Raw genomic sequence first — 17569 nt, forward strand, 5'->3', positions numbered from 1 at the left:
CCCTCCCCGCCGGCGGGGAGGGGATTAAGGGGTGGGGTGCAATGACTATGGGAATCACAACTAATTACCCGGACATGATATGATTTAGAAATCTTGATGCAGATTTTAGTAGGAATTTTGATGCAAGGTTAAATCATCATCAAGCTCAAGTTTGATGTTCTAAGCCTGAAGTTTTATGTTCTGTTGTTCAATGCCCGATGCCCCCCCACACCTACATCAACTCCATCTCCCGCAAACCCTGGCGTAGTCTTTTGGCTTCTTCGGGATTATACCTTTCATGAAGGGCGATCGCTTTTCTAAAAGCTGTTAAACTATCTTGATGATTGCCAACTTTCAGCAACACTACCCCTAAATTTTGATACGCTTCGGCATAGTTGGGATTTAAGCCGATGGCATTTTGATAAGATGCGATCGCATCTGTAAATAAACCCAAAGCCTTAAATATCATCGCCAAATTATAATGTCCTACAACAAAAGTCGGGTCAATTTTCAAAGTTGTGGCGTAAGCAGTTTTCGCACCGTTGAAATCTCCGGCTGCTTTGAGTAAGTTACCCAAGTTGTTGTATGCTCCTAATTTGAGCAGGGGGTAAATTGGCAATTTGATGGCAGCTTGATAGTGAGAAATAGCCTGTGGGGATTTTTGCAACCGACTATAAGCAATGCCTAAATGATAGTGGAGTTCATATAAAATATCGTAGTTTTCTTCAGCAACGGTGATTCCTCGTCTCAGCAACTCCATACCTTGGGAAATTTTCCCAGTTTCTACATACAATGCCCCTAATTTACTGCAAACATAAGGGTCATTAGGATGAGTTGCCAGAAACCCTGACATCGCCGTAGCGGCTTTGGCATATTTGTTATTTTGAGCGATCGCACTTTTTTGATATCCTGTGTGTAAAAGTGCTACCCCTGGTAAATAACCTACTTGCCAATGGGGTTCTTTGGTTAAAATTGCTGACACACTATCATCCACTAAGGCATGATAAGGACGGTCAAAATGAATATCTGGATGATTGCGGAATAGCCTGGAAACCAGAGAATAGGGAGATTGTTCTGCACCAACTTCGTGGCGGACGAGGTTGAGTAGGAGGTATTCATCTCTAGCGATCGCCTCTCGCAACTGTGGTACAATTGCTGGTGTCAGAGTTTCATCAGCATCTAATACCAAAATCCAATCACCACTGACATATTTGAGAGCTGCATTGCGGGCAGCACTGAAGTCATTACACCATTTAAAATGATGGACTTTTGCACCGAGTTGTTGGGCAATATTGGGAGTGCGATCGATTGAGCCTGTATCCAAGACTACCATTTCATCCACTACTTTTCTGACACTGTTCAGGCATTTGGGCAGTGTTGCTGCTTCATTTTTCACAATCATGCACAGACTGAGTTTCATATTGCCAATAAATTCTGGGTTCAGATTTTTTGCTTGCTATAGTGACCAACTTTTATTTTGTGCCGATATCGCATGAGATCATCATATGGCGAGTTTTTCACAACGGACAGGATAAGGATACTTTATTTGCCATCAAAAATCCTCAAGCTCTACTTGTTACCAAGCTTACGGAAACTAACTCAAGATATAGGACTTGTATTTGATTTTTGCGAAGCTAGGTACACATCTATTTCCTTCTTTCGTGTTCCCTGTTAAGAGTTCCCTATTCCCTCCCTATGCAAGTAAGTTCAGGAATAAAATCGGATTCCTATATATCTATTTTAGTTTTTTGACAATTTTTCTAAATAAGGCTCAAAAATCTTAACAGGGTGAGTCGTTACAAAGCCTGCTATATCAAGCTCTAAAGTATAATTTTTATCTATGTCACATTATTGACACATAATATACATACATGATTCATAGTAGTGAAATAAATTAATTTCTCATAGTTAATTTTCTGTTACAAAAACCGGAGACACGACTTTTTTTATGCTTGTATAACTATAATACATATTGTATAAATAATCATATATGTAATGAAAAATTCATTCGCCAAAACAGCAAATTTACTTCGTCAAAATCTCAAAGAATATTTGCGATCGCTTAACCATTGGTTTTTAGATACACCCGAAAGGGCACTTTTAGAAGCTCAACAAGCAGCTCAAAGAATTAAAAATATTGAGAGAGAACATTTTGATAACAAAAAAATATCTTTAGAATCAGTAGAATATACTGAAAATGTGATGTCTTACTGGCAAGGATACCTTGATAAAAATTTAACTATTATCAAGATTAGGCTTGCAGAATTCCGGCTGAGTCGGGGAATTGTCAATCTCTCTAATTCTGTTTTATTAGAAAAATTGAAGGTTATTGATGAAGTTGTAGAAAAGTACACTATCAAAGATAAACTAACTGAGCGCGGCACATTAGTATCAACTTATCAACCCCTAAAAATTAACCGCAGAGAAATTAACAAACAGCTAAATTCATCTAATATTGACGATATTGAAACAACACCTCCATCTCAAAATACTGGAGCATTTCCGGGGTCTATAGGCAAACAAGTTAATAGAATTAAAGCAGATTTTGCCCCGCAGGCAGAAGAAGAATTTATGAGAAATTACCGAATTTCTCGAAATCGCACAAGACTGGCTCTGAAATTTTTAATAACTCTAATTATTGTACCCCTTTTAGCTCATAATTTATCTAAATATTTTGTAGTTACTCCTATATTAGAAAGGATTAGAGGAGATAATAAAACTCAAATTGTCATTAATTCCGATATGGAAAAAGAAGCTCTCCATGAATTACATAATTTTGAGCAAGCATTGAAATTTGAATATTTACTCAATCAAGCGCCTCCACTTGATTCAGAGGTAATAAAAGAAAAAATTAAAGACAAAGCGATGGAAATATCTGAAGAATTTCATATTAAAAGTAATAGCGCTATTAGCAATGTTTTCGCAGATTTAATCTCACTATTTTCTTTTGGTATAGTTATCGCTCTGAGCAAAAGAGAAATTGTGATTCTCAAGTCTTTTATGGATACTATTGTCTATGGTCTCAGCGATAGTGCTAAGGCTTTTTTGATTATTCTATTTACAGATATATTTGTAGGATTTCACTCACCAGATGGGTGGGAGGTCATTCTTGAAGGATTAGCAGAACATTTAGGTCTGCCAGCCAGTAAAAATGCAATCTTTTTCTTTATTGCGACATTTCCTGTGATTTTAAACACGATCTTTAAATACTGGATATTCCGCTATCTCAGTCGTTTATCTCCATCGGCATTAGCTACATTAAAAGAGATGGACGAGTAATTCGTAATTCGTAATTACCTAATATATCAATTCACTTACTTTGAGCAAATAATGTGTTTTTTCGCATAATTAAAGTTAGTTACTCTAAGAGATTGTTTGAAAAGTGGTTGGCTGTAATTTTAGGCACTTATTGATCCCCCCTAACCCACGCCAGTCGCTCATGGGGGAAACCCCCTGTTCCCGCGCTGGCTCCCCTTAAAAAGCTACGGTGTACACACAAGTCTGAAATAGCTGATTAACCAAGGTTTTACCCCACCCTAACCCTCCCCTTATAAAGGGGAGCCACTGCGTTGGGCGGGCAATGCCCGACTTGAAGCATGTGGCGTGAGGGAACTAGATTTCCGGTCTCCCCCCAATATATCGGGGGGATTAAGGGGGGTAATTCGACTTATGTGTACACCGTAGCCAACGCTACAAGGGTTGGGGCTGTTCTTGTTAGGTTTGAAAGAAAGTCGCACACGGCGCTAATTACGAATTATTTTGACCATTTGTCTCCTGATTCGCTAGGCTATGTATATCCTGGTTCTTTCGAGACGTGCTATGGATTTTGAAAGCAAAGCCAATGCCCCAGATGTTACAGACAACATAGAGTTTGCTCAACCAACTACTACCCGTAAGCCACTAGAACTGTTGCGAGATACTGAGGCTTTGCTACGCCGCCCAACTGTAGCAACACTATCGCCGATTTTGCCACCAAAACTGAGCAATAGATTCCAAGCAAGCTCATCTTTGGCAGATGATTCCTTTAAGGAACTAGCAGAAATTGACCTAGACACTATTAGTGATTTTGAATTGCGACCTACACGAATTTGTGTTGGACTCAGCTTTGTTGGTTTTGGGGCGCTGATGATATTAGTGCTACTGCTGTACTTAAACACGTTTCATCCAGAACTCAGTACGGTTGAACAGACTCGGCAATATTGGTATGAATATGTTTGGTTTGTCAGTTTGGGTGTTACTGGGATGTTTATCTTGGGCCGTGAAGCGATGCGTCCTATGCCAAAGCGACGAAAATGAATTTTGAATCAAAATTATTTAATTAATAAATCATAACTTTTAGAAATTAGCACTTCAAAATGTGCTTCGGTATAAGCAGCCGTTAGGAAATTTTATACATGAATCACGATGCTTTCATTGTTCCACCAGGTTCAAAGATTTCTCTGAAAAAAAACTATGACCCAGCCTATAAGACTGATTTTCATGAAAAAACTGATGCTGCAACCAAATTACAGGCAGATATTGAGCGACTAGCAAATTACCAAAATATTCTCTACGCTCAAAACACCTATGCCTTGCTGATTATTTTTCAGGCAATGGATGCTGCTGGCAAAGATAGCACAATTAAACATGTGACCTCTGGTGTGAACCCGCAAGGATTTCAGGTGTTTAGTTTTAAGGAGCCTAGTTCAGAAGAATTAGACCATGACTACCTGTGGCGAACAACAAAGTCTTTGCCAGAAAGAGGTCGAATTGGGATATTCAACCGTTCATACTATGAAGAAGTGCTAGTAGTTCGTGTCCATCCAGAAATACTTAAGAAACAACAACTTCCCCACTTACCTGAAGGAAAGAAGATATGGAAACAGCGCTTTGAAGAAATCAATAATTTTGAAAAATATTTGGTAAATAATGGTGTGATCATCCTGAAGTTTTTTCTAAATGTCTCGAAATCAGAGCAGAAAAAACGCTTTTTAGAACGGATTGAATATCCTGAAAAAAATTGGAAGTTTTTAGATAGCGATGTCCAAGAACGAGCTTTTTGGGATGATTATATGAATGCTTATGAAGAAGTTTTTAACTATACTAGTACTAAATGGGCCCCGTGGTATATTATTCCTGCCGATCGCAAATGGTTTACACGCCTGACTGTTGCTAATATCATCTGCACAAAATTACAAGAACTAAATCTGCAATACCCAACAGTTAGTGAGGAACATAAGCAGCAATTGTTGCAGGCAAAACGCATTCTAGAGCAAGAAGATTAAGACATGAACTTAACAAGTAAAGGCAAAAAATGCTGAAGTAGCTAAAATACACTCTATAATTTATATTTAATTAAGGATGAAAAATTATAACTTAATTAATGCTATTTGCCACGAAAAAAAGTTTAGCAGATAGTCATAGCCGCAAAATCATGATTCAGATGGCAGAAGATGGCAATAATCATCTACCTCACTTTACTAATGCTGCCTTTGATGTTGTGGCGATCGCAGCCTCAGCAGGCGGTCTAAATGCTTTAATTAAAGTGCTATCGACTTTACCCACAGAATTTACAGCCGCGATCGCCATTGTGCAACACCTCGGCCCCCAACACCGCTCGTTCATGGCAGAAATTCTGACTCGGCGCACCACTCTTACCGTCAAACAGGCAGAGGAGGGAGATTGCCTTACCCCAGGAACGGCTTACGTTGCCCCACCGGATCGTCACCTGTTGGTTAACGCTGACGGCACTCTTTCCTTATCACAGTCGGAATTAGTGCATTTTTTACGTCCTTCGGCTGACCTATTATTTGAATCGGTTGCAGCCACTTATAAAGATAGAGCGATCGCACTTGTGCTAACTGGAACAGGTAGCGACGGGGCGATGGGAGTAGAAGCAATTAAAAAAATGGGCGGTACTGTCATTGTCCAAGACGTAGAAACCGCCGAATTTTCCGGGATGCCCTCCGCCGCAATTCAAACTGGCAACGTCGATTTTATTCTCCCCCTTGATGAAATCTCCAGCACCCTGGTGACTTTGGTTATGGGAGAATGTGACTAAGTACAGCCCCCTGCCCCAACCTATGACTTCCGCAGAAAAAGACCCCGAATTTGAAAATCTACTGATTTATCTCAGACAAAATCGGGGATTTGATTTTACAGGCTATAAGCGCTCAACTTTGATGCGTCGGGTAAGCAAGCGGATGCAGTCATTGACCATAGAGAACTTTGAACAGTATCTAGACTACCTAGAAGTTCATCCAGAAGAATTCAATTATCTTTTCAACACTATTCTAATTAACGTCACCGCTTTTTTTCGAGATTCATCAGCTTGGGAATACATAGCAGAGCAAATACTGCCTAATCTGATTCGGAATAAAAAAACTTCTGACCAAATCCGCATCTGGAGCGCTGGCTGTGCTTCTGGGGAAGAAGCTTATACCCTGGCAATATTGATGGCTGAAATATTGGGAGCAGAGGAATTTCGCCAACGAGTGAAAATTTACGCTACAGATGTAGATGAAGATGCTCTCAACCAGGCACGTCTTGCTGTGTATTCCGCAAAAGATATCCAGACGGTGCCAGATGAATTGCGGCAGAAATACTTTGAGATTGTCGGGAACCACTATATCTTCCGCCCAGACTTGCGCCGCTCAGTGATTTTTGGTCGCCACGATCTGCTTCAGGATGCGCCCATTTCGCGCTTAGATTTGCTGGTCAGCCGCAATACATTAATGTATTTTAATTCTGAGACTCAAGGGCGAATTCTGGCCCGGTTTCATTTTGCACTAAATGATAATGGCTATCTGTTTTTGGGGAAAGCAGAGATGCTATTAATGCATTCTAATCTGTTTACACCAATAGACTTAAAAAACCGGATATTTACTAAGGTATCGTCGGTGAATATGCGCGATCGCCTCTTAGTTATGGCCAATTCAGTAGATGAAGAATCTAGCAGCCGTTTGTCTCAAAACCTCCGGCTGCGAGATATGGGTTTTGACACAGCACCAATTGCCCAATTAGTCATTGATCTCAATGGCACTCTGGTAATGGTAAATGAGCAGGCGCGGACTTTGTTCGCACTTTCCCCCAAAGATTTAGCTCGTCCCTTTCAGGATCTAGAACTTTCATATCGACCAATTGAGTTGCGATCGCTAATTGAACGGGCTTATACTGAACGCCGCCCTGTCAGCCTAACAAATGTAGAGCGCTATTTGTCTAACACAGAAACGCAATATCTGGATGTGCGGATTACGCCTTTGCGAGACACCGGCACCAGTTTCTTAGGGGTCAGCATCGCCTTTCATGATGTCACCCGTTACATTAAACTCCAAGATGCCCTGCAACGCTCCCAACAGGAATTAGAAACCACCAACGAAGAACTGCAATCTACCAATGAAGAATTAGAAACCACCAACGAAGAACTGCAATCTACCAATGAAGAATTAGAAACCACCAACGAAGAACTTCAGTCTACTAATGAAGAATTGGAGACGATGAATGAAGAATTACAATCTACTAATGAAGAATTACAAACAATTAATAACGAACTGAGCGATCGCACCACAGAACTTAATCGCACTAACATTTTCCTCGTCTCTATTCTCAGAAGTCTCCAAACTGGAATAGTGGTAATTGACAGCAGCTTTAACATTTTAATTTGGAATTACATGGTAGAAGATTTATGGGGCTTGCGGACTGATGAAGTTTTAGGACAGTCTATCTTCAACCTAGACATTGGGCTACCCGTCGAGCAGTTGCGATCGCCCATCCGCGAATCCTTATCCGGGAAAAAGCAGTTTCAAGAAATGATTCTCGATGCTACCAATCGTCGAGGTAGACAAATAAAATGTTATCTGGCAATCACTCCCCTGACTGGCATTGAAATGCAGGGAGCAGTTTTGATGATGGCAGATGTAGAGGGAGTCAATAGTATGATTTCTACTCAAGAAATGAAGGAACGGCAGCAGCAAGATTAAAAAGTCTAATTTATTACTAGCCCCGGCGAATAAAATTCGCGGCTACACGAGACTTTACCCACCTCGGTGGGTTATAAAACCCTTGATTTATTAGTCCACTGAGGTGGACTTGGCTTTGTGTAGTAGCGAATTCTATTCGCCTAATACTTTTCAAACATCCTCTCAAAATTTAGACTCAATTTGTTGCCTCAACCAATCACGAAAACTAGCATGATAAAGACTATAATGGATTTCTGTTGCTATTGATTCTAAATGTAAAAACTCTCGCCACTTGTCTAAAATTACCTTGATTTCATATTCATCTTCATCTAATCTTTCTGCTATCGTTTCTATTGATATTGATTGCTCTTGAACTAAGATATTTAACACCTGTAAAGCCATTGTTTGCTCTTTACTGATTGCTAAATTCATTTTTTCTAAGTGATTTTGGTAATAGAGTTGTAAATTTGGGGGGTAAATTTCCTTATTAATAAGCTAATCGGCATTCAAATTGCAACATAGCTGCTATTGCCTTTATTTTTTATTTGACGATTCCACTTAATGACTAATTCCCCCTGATTTAAGAGTTTATCAAGTATTGACTTCAACTCATCTACTGATTGGAATAAACGATGAGCAATATATTCCTTACATGAATACCAAACTAGTTCGATGATGTTGTAGTCAGGACTATATGCAGGTAAAAACTCCAGTACAAAATTAGGTAGTTCTTGAGCAATTTTAGCTAGAATATCTTGACGTTTATGAAAACTAGCATTATCTAAAATTAAAATAATCTTGGGGCCACTCTCTTGAAAACCTTCGGTGCTGTTTCCCTGGCTTATCCACTCTTCTCTAATTAATTTATTTAGTTGTTGTAACTGTTCATAAAAAATATTTCCCTCACCTTTTTTAATAAAAAAACATACCCGTTTCCGATCTCCTTCCCGAATTCCTCCCATGACATTTACCCGTCCACGTCGCCGTTGTCCTGTAAGATTTTTGCGTCGTCCTCGCTTACCCCAATTTTTGCGACGAATTACACGTAAACTGAAACCACTCTCGTCCCAAAACCATACCTGTAGACGTTCTGGCTCCTCTCTCGCTATCCTTAAATATTGGGCAAGTTTCTCTTGAAATTCTGCTCTAATTAGAGGATCTTGTTTAGATTCTAAATCATACTTAGCCCAAATATAACTATACTTTTTTCGTTTTAATATCCTCCTAACTTGAGAACTACTTAAATCAATTCCTGTTTGTTCTGTTAAATATGTAGCTAATCTCTCTGCCGTCCATCGACCAAATTCATAACCAAAATCTGATGGTTCTTGATCAACTGTTTTTAATAACAGTTCAATATACTCAGGAGTGGCTTTTCGATTATGCTTGTCCTCTCGTTTATTATGTAAACTTTCTAGGTTGTCTGGATCTCCATGCATACACCAATATGCTACTGTCCTTGGGGAACACCCCAAAAATCTAGAAATTTCTTGTTGTGTCCTGCCATCATTTTGAAGGAGAATAATTAAAATTCTTTCCCTGACGTGCGCTAGTTCGCTCTCCTTCAGAGCTTGTTGCAACTGAGTAACTTGTTCTGAAGTTAAAAAGTTTTTAGCTGGTGGTGGCATACTTTCTTTCAATTGGCTCTGCATTTATATTATGCAGCTTAAATGCCGATTAGCTTAGCTGCTAAGATTTCCCTAACATACATAAAATTGGTTTCATCATCATCAAAACCTTGCTCTATGAGGTTGAGCGAAACATCTCCGGGATTTTTCTCTTCGCTAACACTACGCACCCTGCGGGAAGCCGCAGAAGCGTCTACAGAATGACATGATTCATTTAAATAACTTTTAATATATTCCTGGATATCAGCGCGATTTTGTTCAGGATAATTTGATAAATCTAAAGATTGCGCTGGAGTTTCAATTAATAAACCTGATTTATCTGTCAAAAAAGGACGACGAGTAAGGATAAAATAAACTTTTTCGGGCAGATAACGGGGTAAATAGAAAATATTTGAGCCGCGTGGTTGATTGTTGATATCAATCCTATCACAGCCATCTATAGTAATAATTAACCGTTGTTCTGGATGTAATCTATCGCTGATTTGTTGCAGTAATAACGATAAAAAACCACTGCCTTCTGTGGTAGAATCAGGAAAGTTAGCGGTGAGATTTTTACTATCTTGATGTTGGGCAATTTCTATTAATTGAGTGCAAATCGTCGTCAGAAATTCCTCAACGTGATTTTTACCTGCAATTTCGACATTGTAATAGACAACGCCGGGATTTTGGCTGACACAATGGGCAAGAATAGCACTTTTGCCAATCCCAGGATCACCGATAATAGTAAAGTAGCCCCGGTCAGATTGATTCAGAAAGTTGTTGATAGCAGCAAAGACAAATTCACGACCGACAAAATTATGGCTTTTTTCTGTAATAATTGCTTCAAATTCTTTGGGATGTCCTCTTGGATTTTTGGCAGTTGTGTTATTAAACATTTATTTACTTCATTTACTATTAGAAGAAATTCAATTTCTGGAATTAACAAGCGATCGCACTAGAATCATCTTTAAGATTTAATAGAAATGTATTTATTATTTAGCCTATTGTTTCTTTTCTAATTTCTTCAATATCTTGCCAAAATTCTGCTCTTGTTACATTTTTTAGAGACTCTTGGCGTTCTTTTGTATAATCACCAGAACCCCAACCCATTTCTTGTAAAAAGCGAATTGTGTCAAGTTGTCCCAACTCTTTAACTAAGGCTTGATAACCTTTTGTGCGTAATTCAATGAGTGTCATTTTCATCATCTCCATTTAATAAAAAACTATTCATTAACCAAGTAACAGGATTTTCTAATTTAACTTGTAATATATTACTATATTTAATTGCTTTTTTGAGTAATCTATCATCCGTTGTTAATAATATATCTATTTTAGCAGATTCAGCACAAGCGACATGAAAAGAATCATAAAGACTAAACCATAACTTCTCTAATTCTTGGGAACGTTTATCTATTTGTTCATTTAAAATTATTTGATAATTAACTAACTTTAATAGTTCTCTAATTTCTTTAAATTTATCAAGATTAGTCATTTTTCTTAACTCTGCTTCAATAGCTTCGCTACTGACTAATTTATATTTTCCTGATTTAACCTGCTTGAAAATTTTCAGAACTGCTTCACCTTCTAAACGATTTATATCATAACTCCAATCATCAAAAGGACGATTTAAACAACAAACATCAAGATAAATAAAATAAGATTTGCTCACTCTATATCCCCTCCTTCCAACCGCAGGAAATGAACACGCCCTGATGTGTCTCCTGCTACAATCGTGAATCGATCTGGGGAAATAGCACAACAATTTATAGGACTGTCACCGGTAAAAGTAGAGATTGCCTTTCCTGTCTCCAAATCCCACAGTTTTAGCGTGTTGTCAGATGAACCAGAAATAACTTTTTGACCATCTAGGGCGTTGGTTCCGCCCGCCGCAGGCATCGCTACTGCTTCTACTCGGCTGTTATGACCTGTTAGGGTAGAGATTTCCCTTTCTGTCTGCAAATCCCACAGTTTTAGGGTGTTGTCAGATGAACCAGAAACGGCTTTTTGACCACCTGCGTAGATCGCTACTGCATTTACCGATTCGTTATGACCTGTCAGGGTAGAGATTTCCTTTCCTGTCTGCAAATCCCACAGCTTCAGAGTCTTGTCATCAGAAGCAGAAACGGCTTTTTTGCCATCTGAGGATATCGCTACTGCATTTACCGAGTCGTTATGACGTGTCAGAGTAGAGATTTCGCTTTCTGTCTGCAAATCCCACAGTTTCAGGGTGTTGTCACCAGAACCAGAAACGGCTGTTTTTCCATCTGGGGCGATCGCTACTGCCATTACCGAGGAGTTATGACCTGTCAGAGTAGAGATTTCTTTTCCTGTCTGCAAATCCCACAGTTTCAGGGTGTTGTCATTTGAACCAGAAACCGCTTTTTGACCATCTGGTGTGATCGCTACTGCATATACCGAGTCGTTATGACCTGTCAGGGTAGAGATTTCCTTTCCTGTCTGCAAATCCCACAGTTTCAGGGTGTTGTCATTTGAACCAGAAACGGCTCTTTGACCATCTGGGGCGATCGCTACTGCATATACCGACGAGTTATGACCTCTCAGGGTCGAAATTTCCGTTCCTGTCTCTAAATCCCATAGCTTCAGGGTGTTGTCCCAAGAACCAGAAACGGCTTTTTTGCCATCTGGAGCGATCGCTACTGCTGTTACCGAGTCGTTATGACCTATTAGGGTAAAGATTTCCGTTACTGTCTGCAAATCCCACAGTTTCAGCGTGTTGTCACGAGAAGCAGAAACGGCTTTTTGACCATCTGGGGCGATCGCTACTGCTGTTACCGAGTCGTTATGACCTGTTAGGGTAGAGATTTCCTTTCCTGTCTCTAAATCCCACAACTTCAGCGTTTTATCCCAAGAACCAGAAACAGCTTTTTTCCCATCTGGAGCGATCGCTACTGCTCTTACCCAGTTGCTATGACCTGTCAAGGTACACAGTAGATTTCCGCCTGGAGTGGTTAAGCTGGCTGTAATGAGACGAAATCGAGGAATTTCACTTTTACTTTGTCCTGCATCTGCCAAAATTTTCTGAATTTCTGGCTGGGGAAAAATCTGTAACCTTCCCCATAATTGTCCTACTAATTGATTGGGGTCTTGATTCAAAACATGGGCTGATAACTGTAGCGCACGTTGAATTAATTGGAGTGTTTTGACTTGTTCGGGTTCTAGTTTCTCTTCTTCTTCTAAGCTATTTAATATCTCAGGGTCATCAATCAAATAAAAATCCCTAATTAGGGGTTCTATTCCAAATTGAGGATATTGAATTTTCAGAGAAATAAAATCAAAATCTGTGAGAGTTTGATAATACTTTTCCGAGTTGCCCGCTTTTAATTGTTGCTCAGGAAATTGACCCATAAATAAATTTTGAAATTCTACTGATTTTGAGGCTAATTTAGTGGCAATTCCCCCCATTTTATTCCATCTCCTTTGCCATATAATTAGCCATACTCTTATTAACCTCTCTAAACAGTTTTCGACCTTTACCTAGTTTGTCTTGCCCTTTGAGAAATTCCAGAAAACTTCGATGATAAATACTATAGTAAGTTTTTTGTTCATCTTTATTTACTTTCGGTGTTGGCTAAAAACTTTTCTGGGTTGTTGCGTCCTTCTGCGAAAACATTAAAATAACAAGGAAATTTAGTAGCTAAAACATATTTAGCAGCGATAGCACTTTTACCCATCCCTGCATCCCCAATTACACTAAAATAACCCTTGTTTTGAGTTATGAAGAATTTTTGAATAGCCTTGAAAACAAAATCACGACCGCAAAATAAGCGAGTTTTTTCAAAGATTAATGCTTGGAATTCTTTGGGATAAACATCTAAATTCCAATCGGGATAAGGCTGATATTTTCAAGACTTTGTTTGTTTGGCAACTGCAATAAAAGCTTCGCCAAATTCTTCTAATTCACCCAAGAAGTTAATTTTAGCATCGATTATCTGGTTTTTTAAATCGCTATTTTGATTAAGGAATTCTTTTGTTTTTTTTGCAAATTCAAAGGGAGCTTGAGAACTGTAAGCAGCCAAAAAATCATCTTTAATTTTTCTGTTTCTAAACAGGTTTAAAATTGCTTCTGGCTTAAATACACCATACCTGATAAGAGCGTAAACATAAACAGTATCAACATCATCAGGAATTTGGGCAGGATTGAGTTCTAATTCCTGTAAAACTTTGATAACAGCTTCGTTTTTTTGAGCTTGTGTGATGAATATTTGAATAGCTTTAGGAGCATATTTAGTAATCAATGAAGTAATGGTGGCAAATTCTATCATGGCTTATTACCGAAAATTTACTATTTTATTCCGAGTAGTATTATAGCAAATTATACAGAAAGTACTGTTGAGTAATATTATAGTTGCATAACGTAACGTTGTTGTATTTAAACATCTGTCAAAACATAGTGCTGCTACTAGAGCAAAGCCTACGCAAGGGATTCCAACTGCGATACCGACTATAATAAGTGTCTAATTTAACATAATTCTCCTGATGTAATACTGCTTAATTGAAGCAAATAGGATTATTTTTGTTAGATGCGATCGCTACACTTGATGTATAACTTTATCAAGTTACTTTCTTCTGTGTTGATCAGAAAAGAAGTATGCTGGAGAAAATATTGGTTGGGTTAAATTAGATTTATAAAGAGGAGAAAATTTGCTATGTTACTTGAACTCAACCAACTAATTGTTAGAGCCGCTCATCAGTTGTTGATTTAAAGATATCTCCTGGTTGGCATACAAACGTATTTTGGCAGAATTGGGGGGCGATGTCTACGACGGGCTACGCCTACGCAGTTATAAGATAGGTTACAGTCAAGGGATGCTGGAAATAATGGCTCCATTGCCAGAGCATGAAGTAGCTAAAGTTATTATTGGGGACTTGGTAAAAGTTTTATTAGAAGAACTCGATTTAGAATTTTGGAGTTTGGGTTCTACGACTGTTGATCAGGAAATTATGGATGCTGGGGTAGAACCCGATGATTGTTTCTATATCCAAAATCGCAAACTTAGATATCATCTGACTCGACCACTCGCACTGTGAATGCAAAGCAGCAGGCGTGGACTTGAATATGGTGTTTCGCTACCCTTGCAATACTAAAATGGTAGGGGAGTTAACTGCGATCGCCCGCGAAGAACTAGAACACTTTGAGCTAGTTAACCAATGGTTAGAAGTCGGAATATTCCCCTGGCTCCCTTAGCACCGCCTCCCTACGGTGCGAGTTTAAAAACTCAAGTACGCCCTAAAGAACCTGAACGATTTCTGGATTCCTTACTAGTCACTGGTTTAATTGAAGCTCGCTCTCATGAACGCCTGGAACTATTAGCTGCTCACTGTCCAGAGCCAGAGTTAGCAAAATTTTATCGTGGGTTAATGGCATCCGAAGCGCGTCACTACGGTATATATTGGGTATTAGCTGCTACTTACTTCCACAAAGAAATTGTCATGCAACGGCTTGATGAATTAGCAATTGTTGAAAGTGAGTTGCTGGCGACTTTGCACCCAGAACCTAGAATTCACAGTTAGTAGACTAACCCAACAGATATGAAGCTTCAGTTAACACACCTGAGACTGCTCGTCTCCAACTACAAAGATTCTTTTCTGTTCTACCGGGATCTGCTGAAATTTGATGTCGATTGGGGCGATGAAGATAGCGGATATGCTGAGTTTAATACCGGACATCTCAAGCTCGGTTTGTTCAAAAAAGAATTAATGGCTGAAGTAGTCCCAAGAATCGAACAGCCTTCATATGTTGTCAATCGAGATAAAATTGTCTTGATTTTCGCAGTCGATAACGTGGATGAGGTCTATGAGCAAGTAAAAGATCAGAATGCGATCATTGTGACTCAACCACAAGATCGCCCAGACTGGGGAATTCGCACAGCTCATTTTCGCGATCCTGATGGCAATCTCATCGAAATCTACAACAATCTAGGAATTGTCAGGTGAACTACCGTAATCTATAGACGGACGAGAGCTATCCCGATTCATTGGGAATAGCCTCTCTTGTCTCCGTAGTTCTAGTGTCATAATCCCCACCGAACTTACGAGTTGAGGGTGGGGACTTCCGCAATACCGTTAAAGATGACTTTTTCAACACTGACACAATTCACCCCTTGAGAGTACCGCCTGAAATCTACTCTGCAAGAATTGCTATTTGCTAGGTAAATTGGGATATAGATGCGGAAAAATTTTCTGTGTAAACTTGACCAGCAAATGGTAATGAAAAACTATTATCAAGATTTTTTAATTCGTGATTGGGTGGAAAGCGATCGCACTAGAGCCGCCGAAGTCATCAGTTATGTATTATCAGAATACGGTCTGGGTTGGGAACCAAAGGGCGCTGACCGAGATGTGCTGCGAGTAGAGGAATGTTATTTAGCTACTGGGGGAGAGTTTTGGGTAATTGAACACCAAAGCCAGTTAGTCGGTACTGGAGCATACTACCCCATACACCGTGGCGAAAAAGCTGTAGAAATCCGCAAAATGTATCTTTTGCCCAGCATTAGGGGTTTGGGACTGGGTAAATATTTGTTACAACAGCTAGAAGCAGCGATCGCAGTGCGTGGATTTGGGCAAATTTGGATTGAAACTGCCAGCGTTTTGGTGGAAGCAGTCAAGCTGTATGAAAGTAACGGCTACACTCCAGCAACAGGAGTAAAAACAACAAGGTGCGATCGCGTGTATGTTAAGTTACTGCATAACAGTTAAGGGTTATGAGTTATGAAGTTTGAATTCTTAACTCCTAACTCCTAACTTCTAACTCCTAACTCTTAAAATGCACACTTGGATTAAAAATCTCACAGGTTTACTCAATCTTTTTCTCCAATCCCATTGCCCTCTTTGTCAACGCGCAACTTCCGAAGAATTCTGTCAGAACTGCACCAGACAACTGCAAAAATGTCAACGTAAAGACCCGATTTCTCTATGGCAAGAGCCTATACCAGTGTTTGGTTGGGGGGAGTATGGTGGCCCGGTGAAACGGGCGATCGCGGCGATGAAATACGAAAATCAACCCCAAATAGCTCGTCCTTTAGGTCAATGGTTAGGAGAAGCATGGTTGTTAAATTCACCGAGGCGAGATAGCCAGCCTGTGGTAGTTCCCATCCCACTCCACGCTAGCAAGCAAAAGCAACGTAAATACAATCAAGCCGCACTCATAGCACAAAGCTTCTGCGAAATAACTGGATTAAAATTGAAACTAAACGGTTTAGCAAGAGTGCGAGAAACTGAAGCGCAGTTTGGTTTGTCGGTATCTAAACGAGAAAAAAACTTGGCTAAAGCTTTTGCTGTTGGGCAAGAATTTCGCGATCGTCCCCCAAATGTCCCAGTGCTGTTAGTGGACGACATTTATACTACTGGTGCTACTGCTAGGTCTGCTGTGCAAACTCTTCGTCAGCATGGAATTGTGGTCTTAGGATTAGTAGCTGTAGCCACTGCCGTCAAAGACGGATAAATCAAGAATTAATGGCAAGCTTTGACTTAAAAGTGGATGAATTGACCAATCTACCCTATTCTTGTGGAAAAATTCCTTGAAGTGTTATGAATAAAGATTTTGCAGCGGGTTTAAAACAACTCATGATCATTCCTGCCACGTTGCTGGCAATAGGCACAAGTACAAGTGCAGCTTTTGCTCAAAATAAGTTGTACAGTCCAATTCCTTTATCTAGCAGTGCTGAAATTACTGATACCCTCTCAGACAAAGACATTCCCACAGGTCAAGGTGGGTTTGCCCGTGATTACACAGTGAAGTTAGAGAAGGGCGATAATTTAGCAGTTGACCTGTCATCTGAAAACTTTGACACCATGATCACACTGCTGGCACCTGATGGTTCGACTCTGGCAGAAAATGATGATGGTCCTGATGGTACTAGCAATTCCCTACTATTTACTCGCATTGTAGAGACAGGGAATTATGTTATCCGTGTCCGGTCTTTTGGGGAAACTGGGGTTGGGGCTTTTAAACTCAAAGTGACAAAGTTGCAACCAATCAAATGAAGTAATCATTGGGCATTGGGCATGGGGCATTGGGCATTGGGC

The 17569-nt window shown here is 39.7% G+C and carries 19 protein-coding genes and 1 pseudogene; 11 read left to right on the forward strand and 9 right to left on the reverse strand.

Translation table 11 applies throughout. From position 1 onward, the window contains the following. Positions 1-211: 211 nt before the first annotated feature. Positions 212-1399 (reverse strand): tetratricopeptide repeat protein, encoded by a 1188-nt coding sequence (locus tag HWQ41_RS21615; RefSeq protein ID WP_292767317.1) that lies wholly within the window; start codon positions 1397-1399, stop codon positions 212-214. 575 nt (positions 1400-1974) lie between these two features. On the opposite strand from HWQ41_RS21615, the gene HWQ41_RS21620 reads away from it, so the two are divergent. From HWQ41_RS21620 to HWQ41_RS21640, 5 genes are all read left to right on the forward strand, one after another. After that, complete coding sequence (locus tag HWQ41_RS21620; RefSeq protein ID WP_292767319.1) at positions 1975-3258, forward strand: proton extrusion protein PcxA; 1284 nt, start codon at positions 1975-1977, stop codon at positions 3256-3258. A 540-nt stretch (positions 3259-3798) separates the two neighbouring features. Beyond that, positions 3799-4275, forward strand: coding sequence for a hypothetical protein (locus tag HWQ41_RS21625; RefSeq protein ID WP_292767322.1), 477 nt, complete (start codon positions 3799-3801; stop codon positions 4273-4275). Between the two features lie 98 nt (positions 4276-4373). Next, the gene (locus HWQ41_RS21630) at positions 4374-5243 is read left to right on the forward strand and encodes a polyphosphate kinase 2 family protein (RefSeq protein ID WP_292767325.1); all 870 of its coding nucleotides are present in this window, start codon (positions 4374-4376) and stop codon (positions 5241-5243) included. A gap of 149 nt (positions 5244-5392) precedes the next feature. Continuing rightward, the gene (locus tag HWQ41_RS21635) at positions 5393-6019 is read left to right on the forward strand and encodes a chemotaxis protein CheB (RefSeq protein WP_292767351.1); all 627 of its coding nucleotides are present in this window, start codon (positions 5393-5395) and stop codon (positions 6017-6019) included. A 22-nt stretch (positions 6020-6041) separates the two neighbouring features. Beyond that, positions 6042-7937: a CheR family methyltransferase gene (locus HWQ41_RS21640; RefSeq protein WP_292767353.1), complete on the forward strand. Its 1896-nt coding sequence runs from the start codon at positions 6042-6044 to the stop codon at positions 7935-7937. 162 nt (positions 7938-8099) lie between these two features. On the opposite strand, the gene HWQ41_RS21645 is transcribed toward HWQ41_RS21640, so the two are convergent. The 8 genes from HWQ41_RS21645 to HWQ41_RS21680 form a co-directional block, all read right to left on the reverse strand. Continuing rightward, positions 8100-8348 (reverse strand): hypothetical protein, encoded by a 249-nt coding sequence (locus tag HWQ41_RS21645; protein WP_292767327.1) that lies wholly within the window; start codon positions 8346-8348, stop codon positions 8100-8102. Between the two features lie 74 nt (positions 8349-8422). Next, a complete protein-coding gene (locus HWQ41_RS21650) occupies positions 8423-9544 on the reverse strand; it encodes an IS630 family transposase (protein WP_292767355.1) in 1122 nt (373 codons plus the stop codon). Between the two features lie 38 nt (positions 9545-9582). Continuing rightward, positions 9583-10419, reverse strand: coding sequence for an ATP-binding protein (locus tag HWQ41_RS21655; protein ID WP_292767329.1), 837 nt, complete (start codon positions 10417-10419; stop codon positions 9583-9585). Positions 10420-10519: 100 nt separating this feature from the next. Next, positions 10520-10720 (reverse strand): hypothetical protein, encoded by a 201-nt coding sequence (locus HWQ41_RS21660; protein ID WP_292767332.1) that lies wholly within the window; start codon positions 10718-10720, stop codon positions 10520-10522. Beyond that, positions 10707-11192 (reverse strand): PIN domain-containing protein, encoded by a 486-nt coding sequence (locus tag HWQ41_RS21665; protein ID WP_292767335.1) that lies wholly within the window; start codon positions 11190-11192, stop codon positions 10707-10709. The genes HWQ41_RS21660 and HWQ41_RS21665 overlap by 14 nt, the downstream gene beginning before the upstream one ends. Beyond that, positions 11189-12889, reverse strand: a complete 1701-nt coding sequence (locus HWQ41_RS21670) for a WD40 repeat domain-containing protein (RefSeq protein WP_366931693.1) — start codon at positions 12887-12889, stop codon at positions 11189-11191. Before HWQ41_RS21670 ends, HWQ41_RS21665 begins: the two co-directional genes overlap by 4 nt. A 203-nt stretch (positions 12890-13092) precedes the next feature. After that, a complete protein-coding gene (locus HWQ41_RS21675; RefSeq protein WP_292767339.1) occupies positions 13093-13215 on the reverse strand; it encodes a hypothetical protein in 123 nt (40 codons plus the stop codon). Positions 13216-13386: 171 nt separating this feature from the next. Next, the gene (locus HWQ41_RS21680; RefSeq protein ID WP_292767341.1) at positions 13387-13806 is read right to left on the reverse strand and encodes a hypothetical protein; all 420 of its coding nucleotides are present in this window, start codon (positions 13804-13806) and stop codon (positions 13387-13389) included. A 454-nt stretch (positions 13807-14260) separates the two neighbouring features. On the opposite strand from HWQ41_RS21680, the gene HWQ41_RS34350 reads away from it, so the two are divergent. From HWQ41_RS34350 to HWQ41_RS21710, 6 genes and pseudogenes are all read left to right on the forward strand, one after another. Beyond that, the gene (locus HWQ41_RS34350) at positions 14261-14572 is read left to right on the forward strand and encodes a hypothetical protein (RefSeq protein WP_366931694.1); all 312 of its coding nucleotides are present in this window, start codon (positions 14261-14263) and stop codon (positions 14570-14572) included. Further along, positions 14508-15055: pseudogene (gene miaE / locus HWQ41_RS21690) on the forward strand (tRNA isopentenyl-2-thiomethyl-A-37 hydroxylase MiaE). Before HWQ41_RS34350 ends, miaE begins: the two are co-directional and overlap by 65 nt. Before the next feature lie 18 nt (positions 15056-15073). Next, entirely contained in the window at positions 15074-15478 is a 405-nt protein-coding gene (locus tag HWQ41_RS21695) for a VOC family protein (protein ID WP_292767343.1), read from the forward strand. Between the two features lie 273 nt (positions 15479-15751). Next, the gene (locus HWQ41_RS21700; protein WP_292767357.1) at positions 15752-16240 is read left to right on the forward strand and encodes a GNAT family N-acetyltransferase; all 489 of its coding nucleotides are present in this window, start codon (positions 15752-15754) and stop codon (positions 16238-16240) included. A gap of 67 nt (positions 16241-16307) precedes the next feature. Next, the gene (locus HWQ41_RS21705) at positions 16308-16985 is read left to right on the forward strand and encodes a ComF family protein (protein WP_292767345.1); all 678 of its coding nucleotides are present in this window, start codon (positions 16308-16310) and stop codon (positions 16983-16985) included. Between the two features lie 86 nt (positions 16986-17071). Further along, complete coding sequence (locus HWQ41_RS21710; protein ID WP_292767348.1) at positions 17072-17527, forward strand: PPC domain-containing protein; 456 nt, start codon at positions 17072-17074, stop codon at positions 17525-17527. Positions 17528-17569 lie beyond the last annotated feature (42 nt).

Source organism: Nostoc sp. NOS(2021) (assembly GCF_017115025.1).
Lineage (GTDB): Bacteria > Cyanobacteriota > Cyanobacteriia > Cyanobacteriales > Nostocaceae > Nostoc.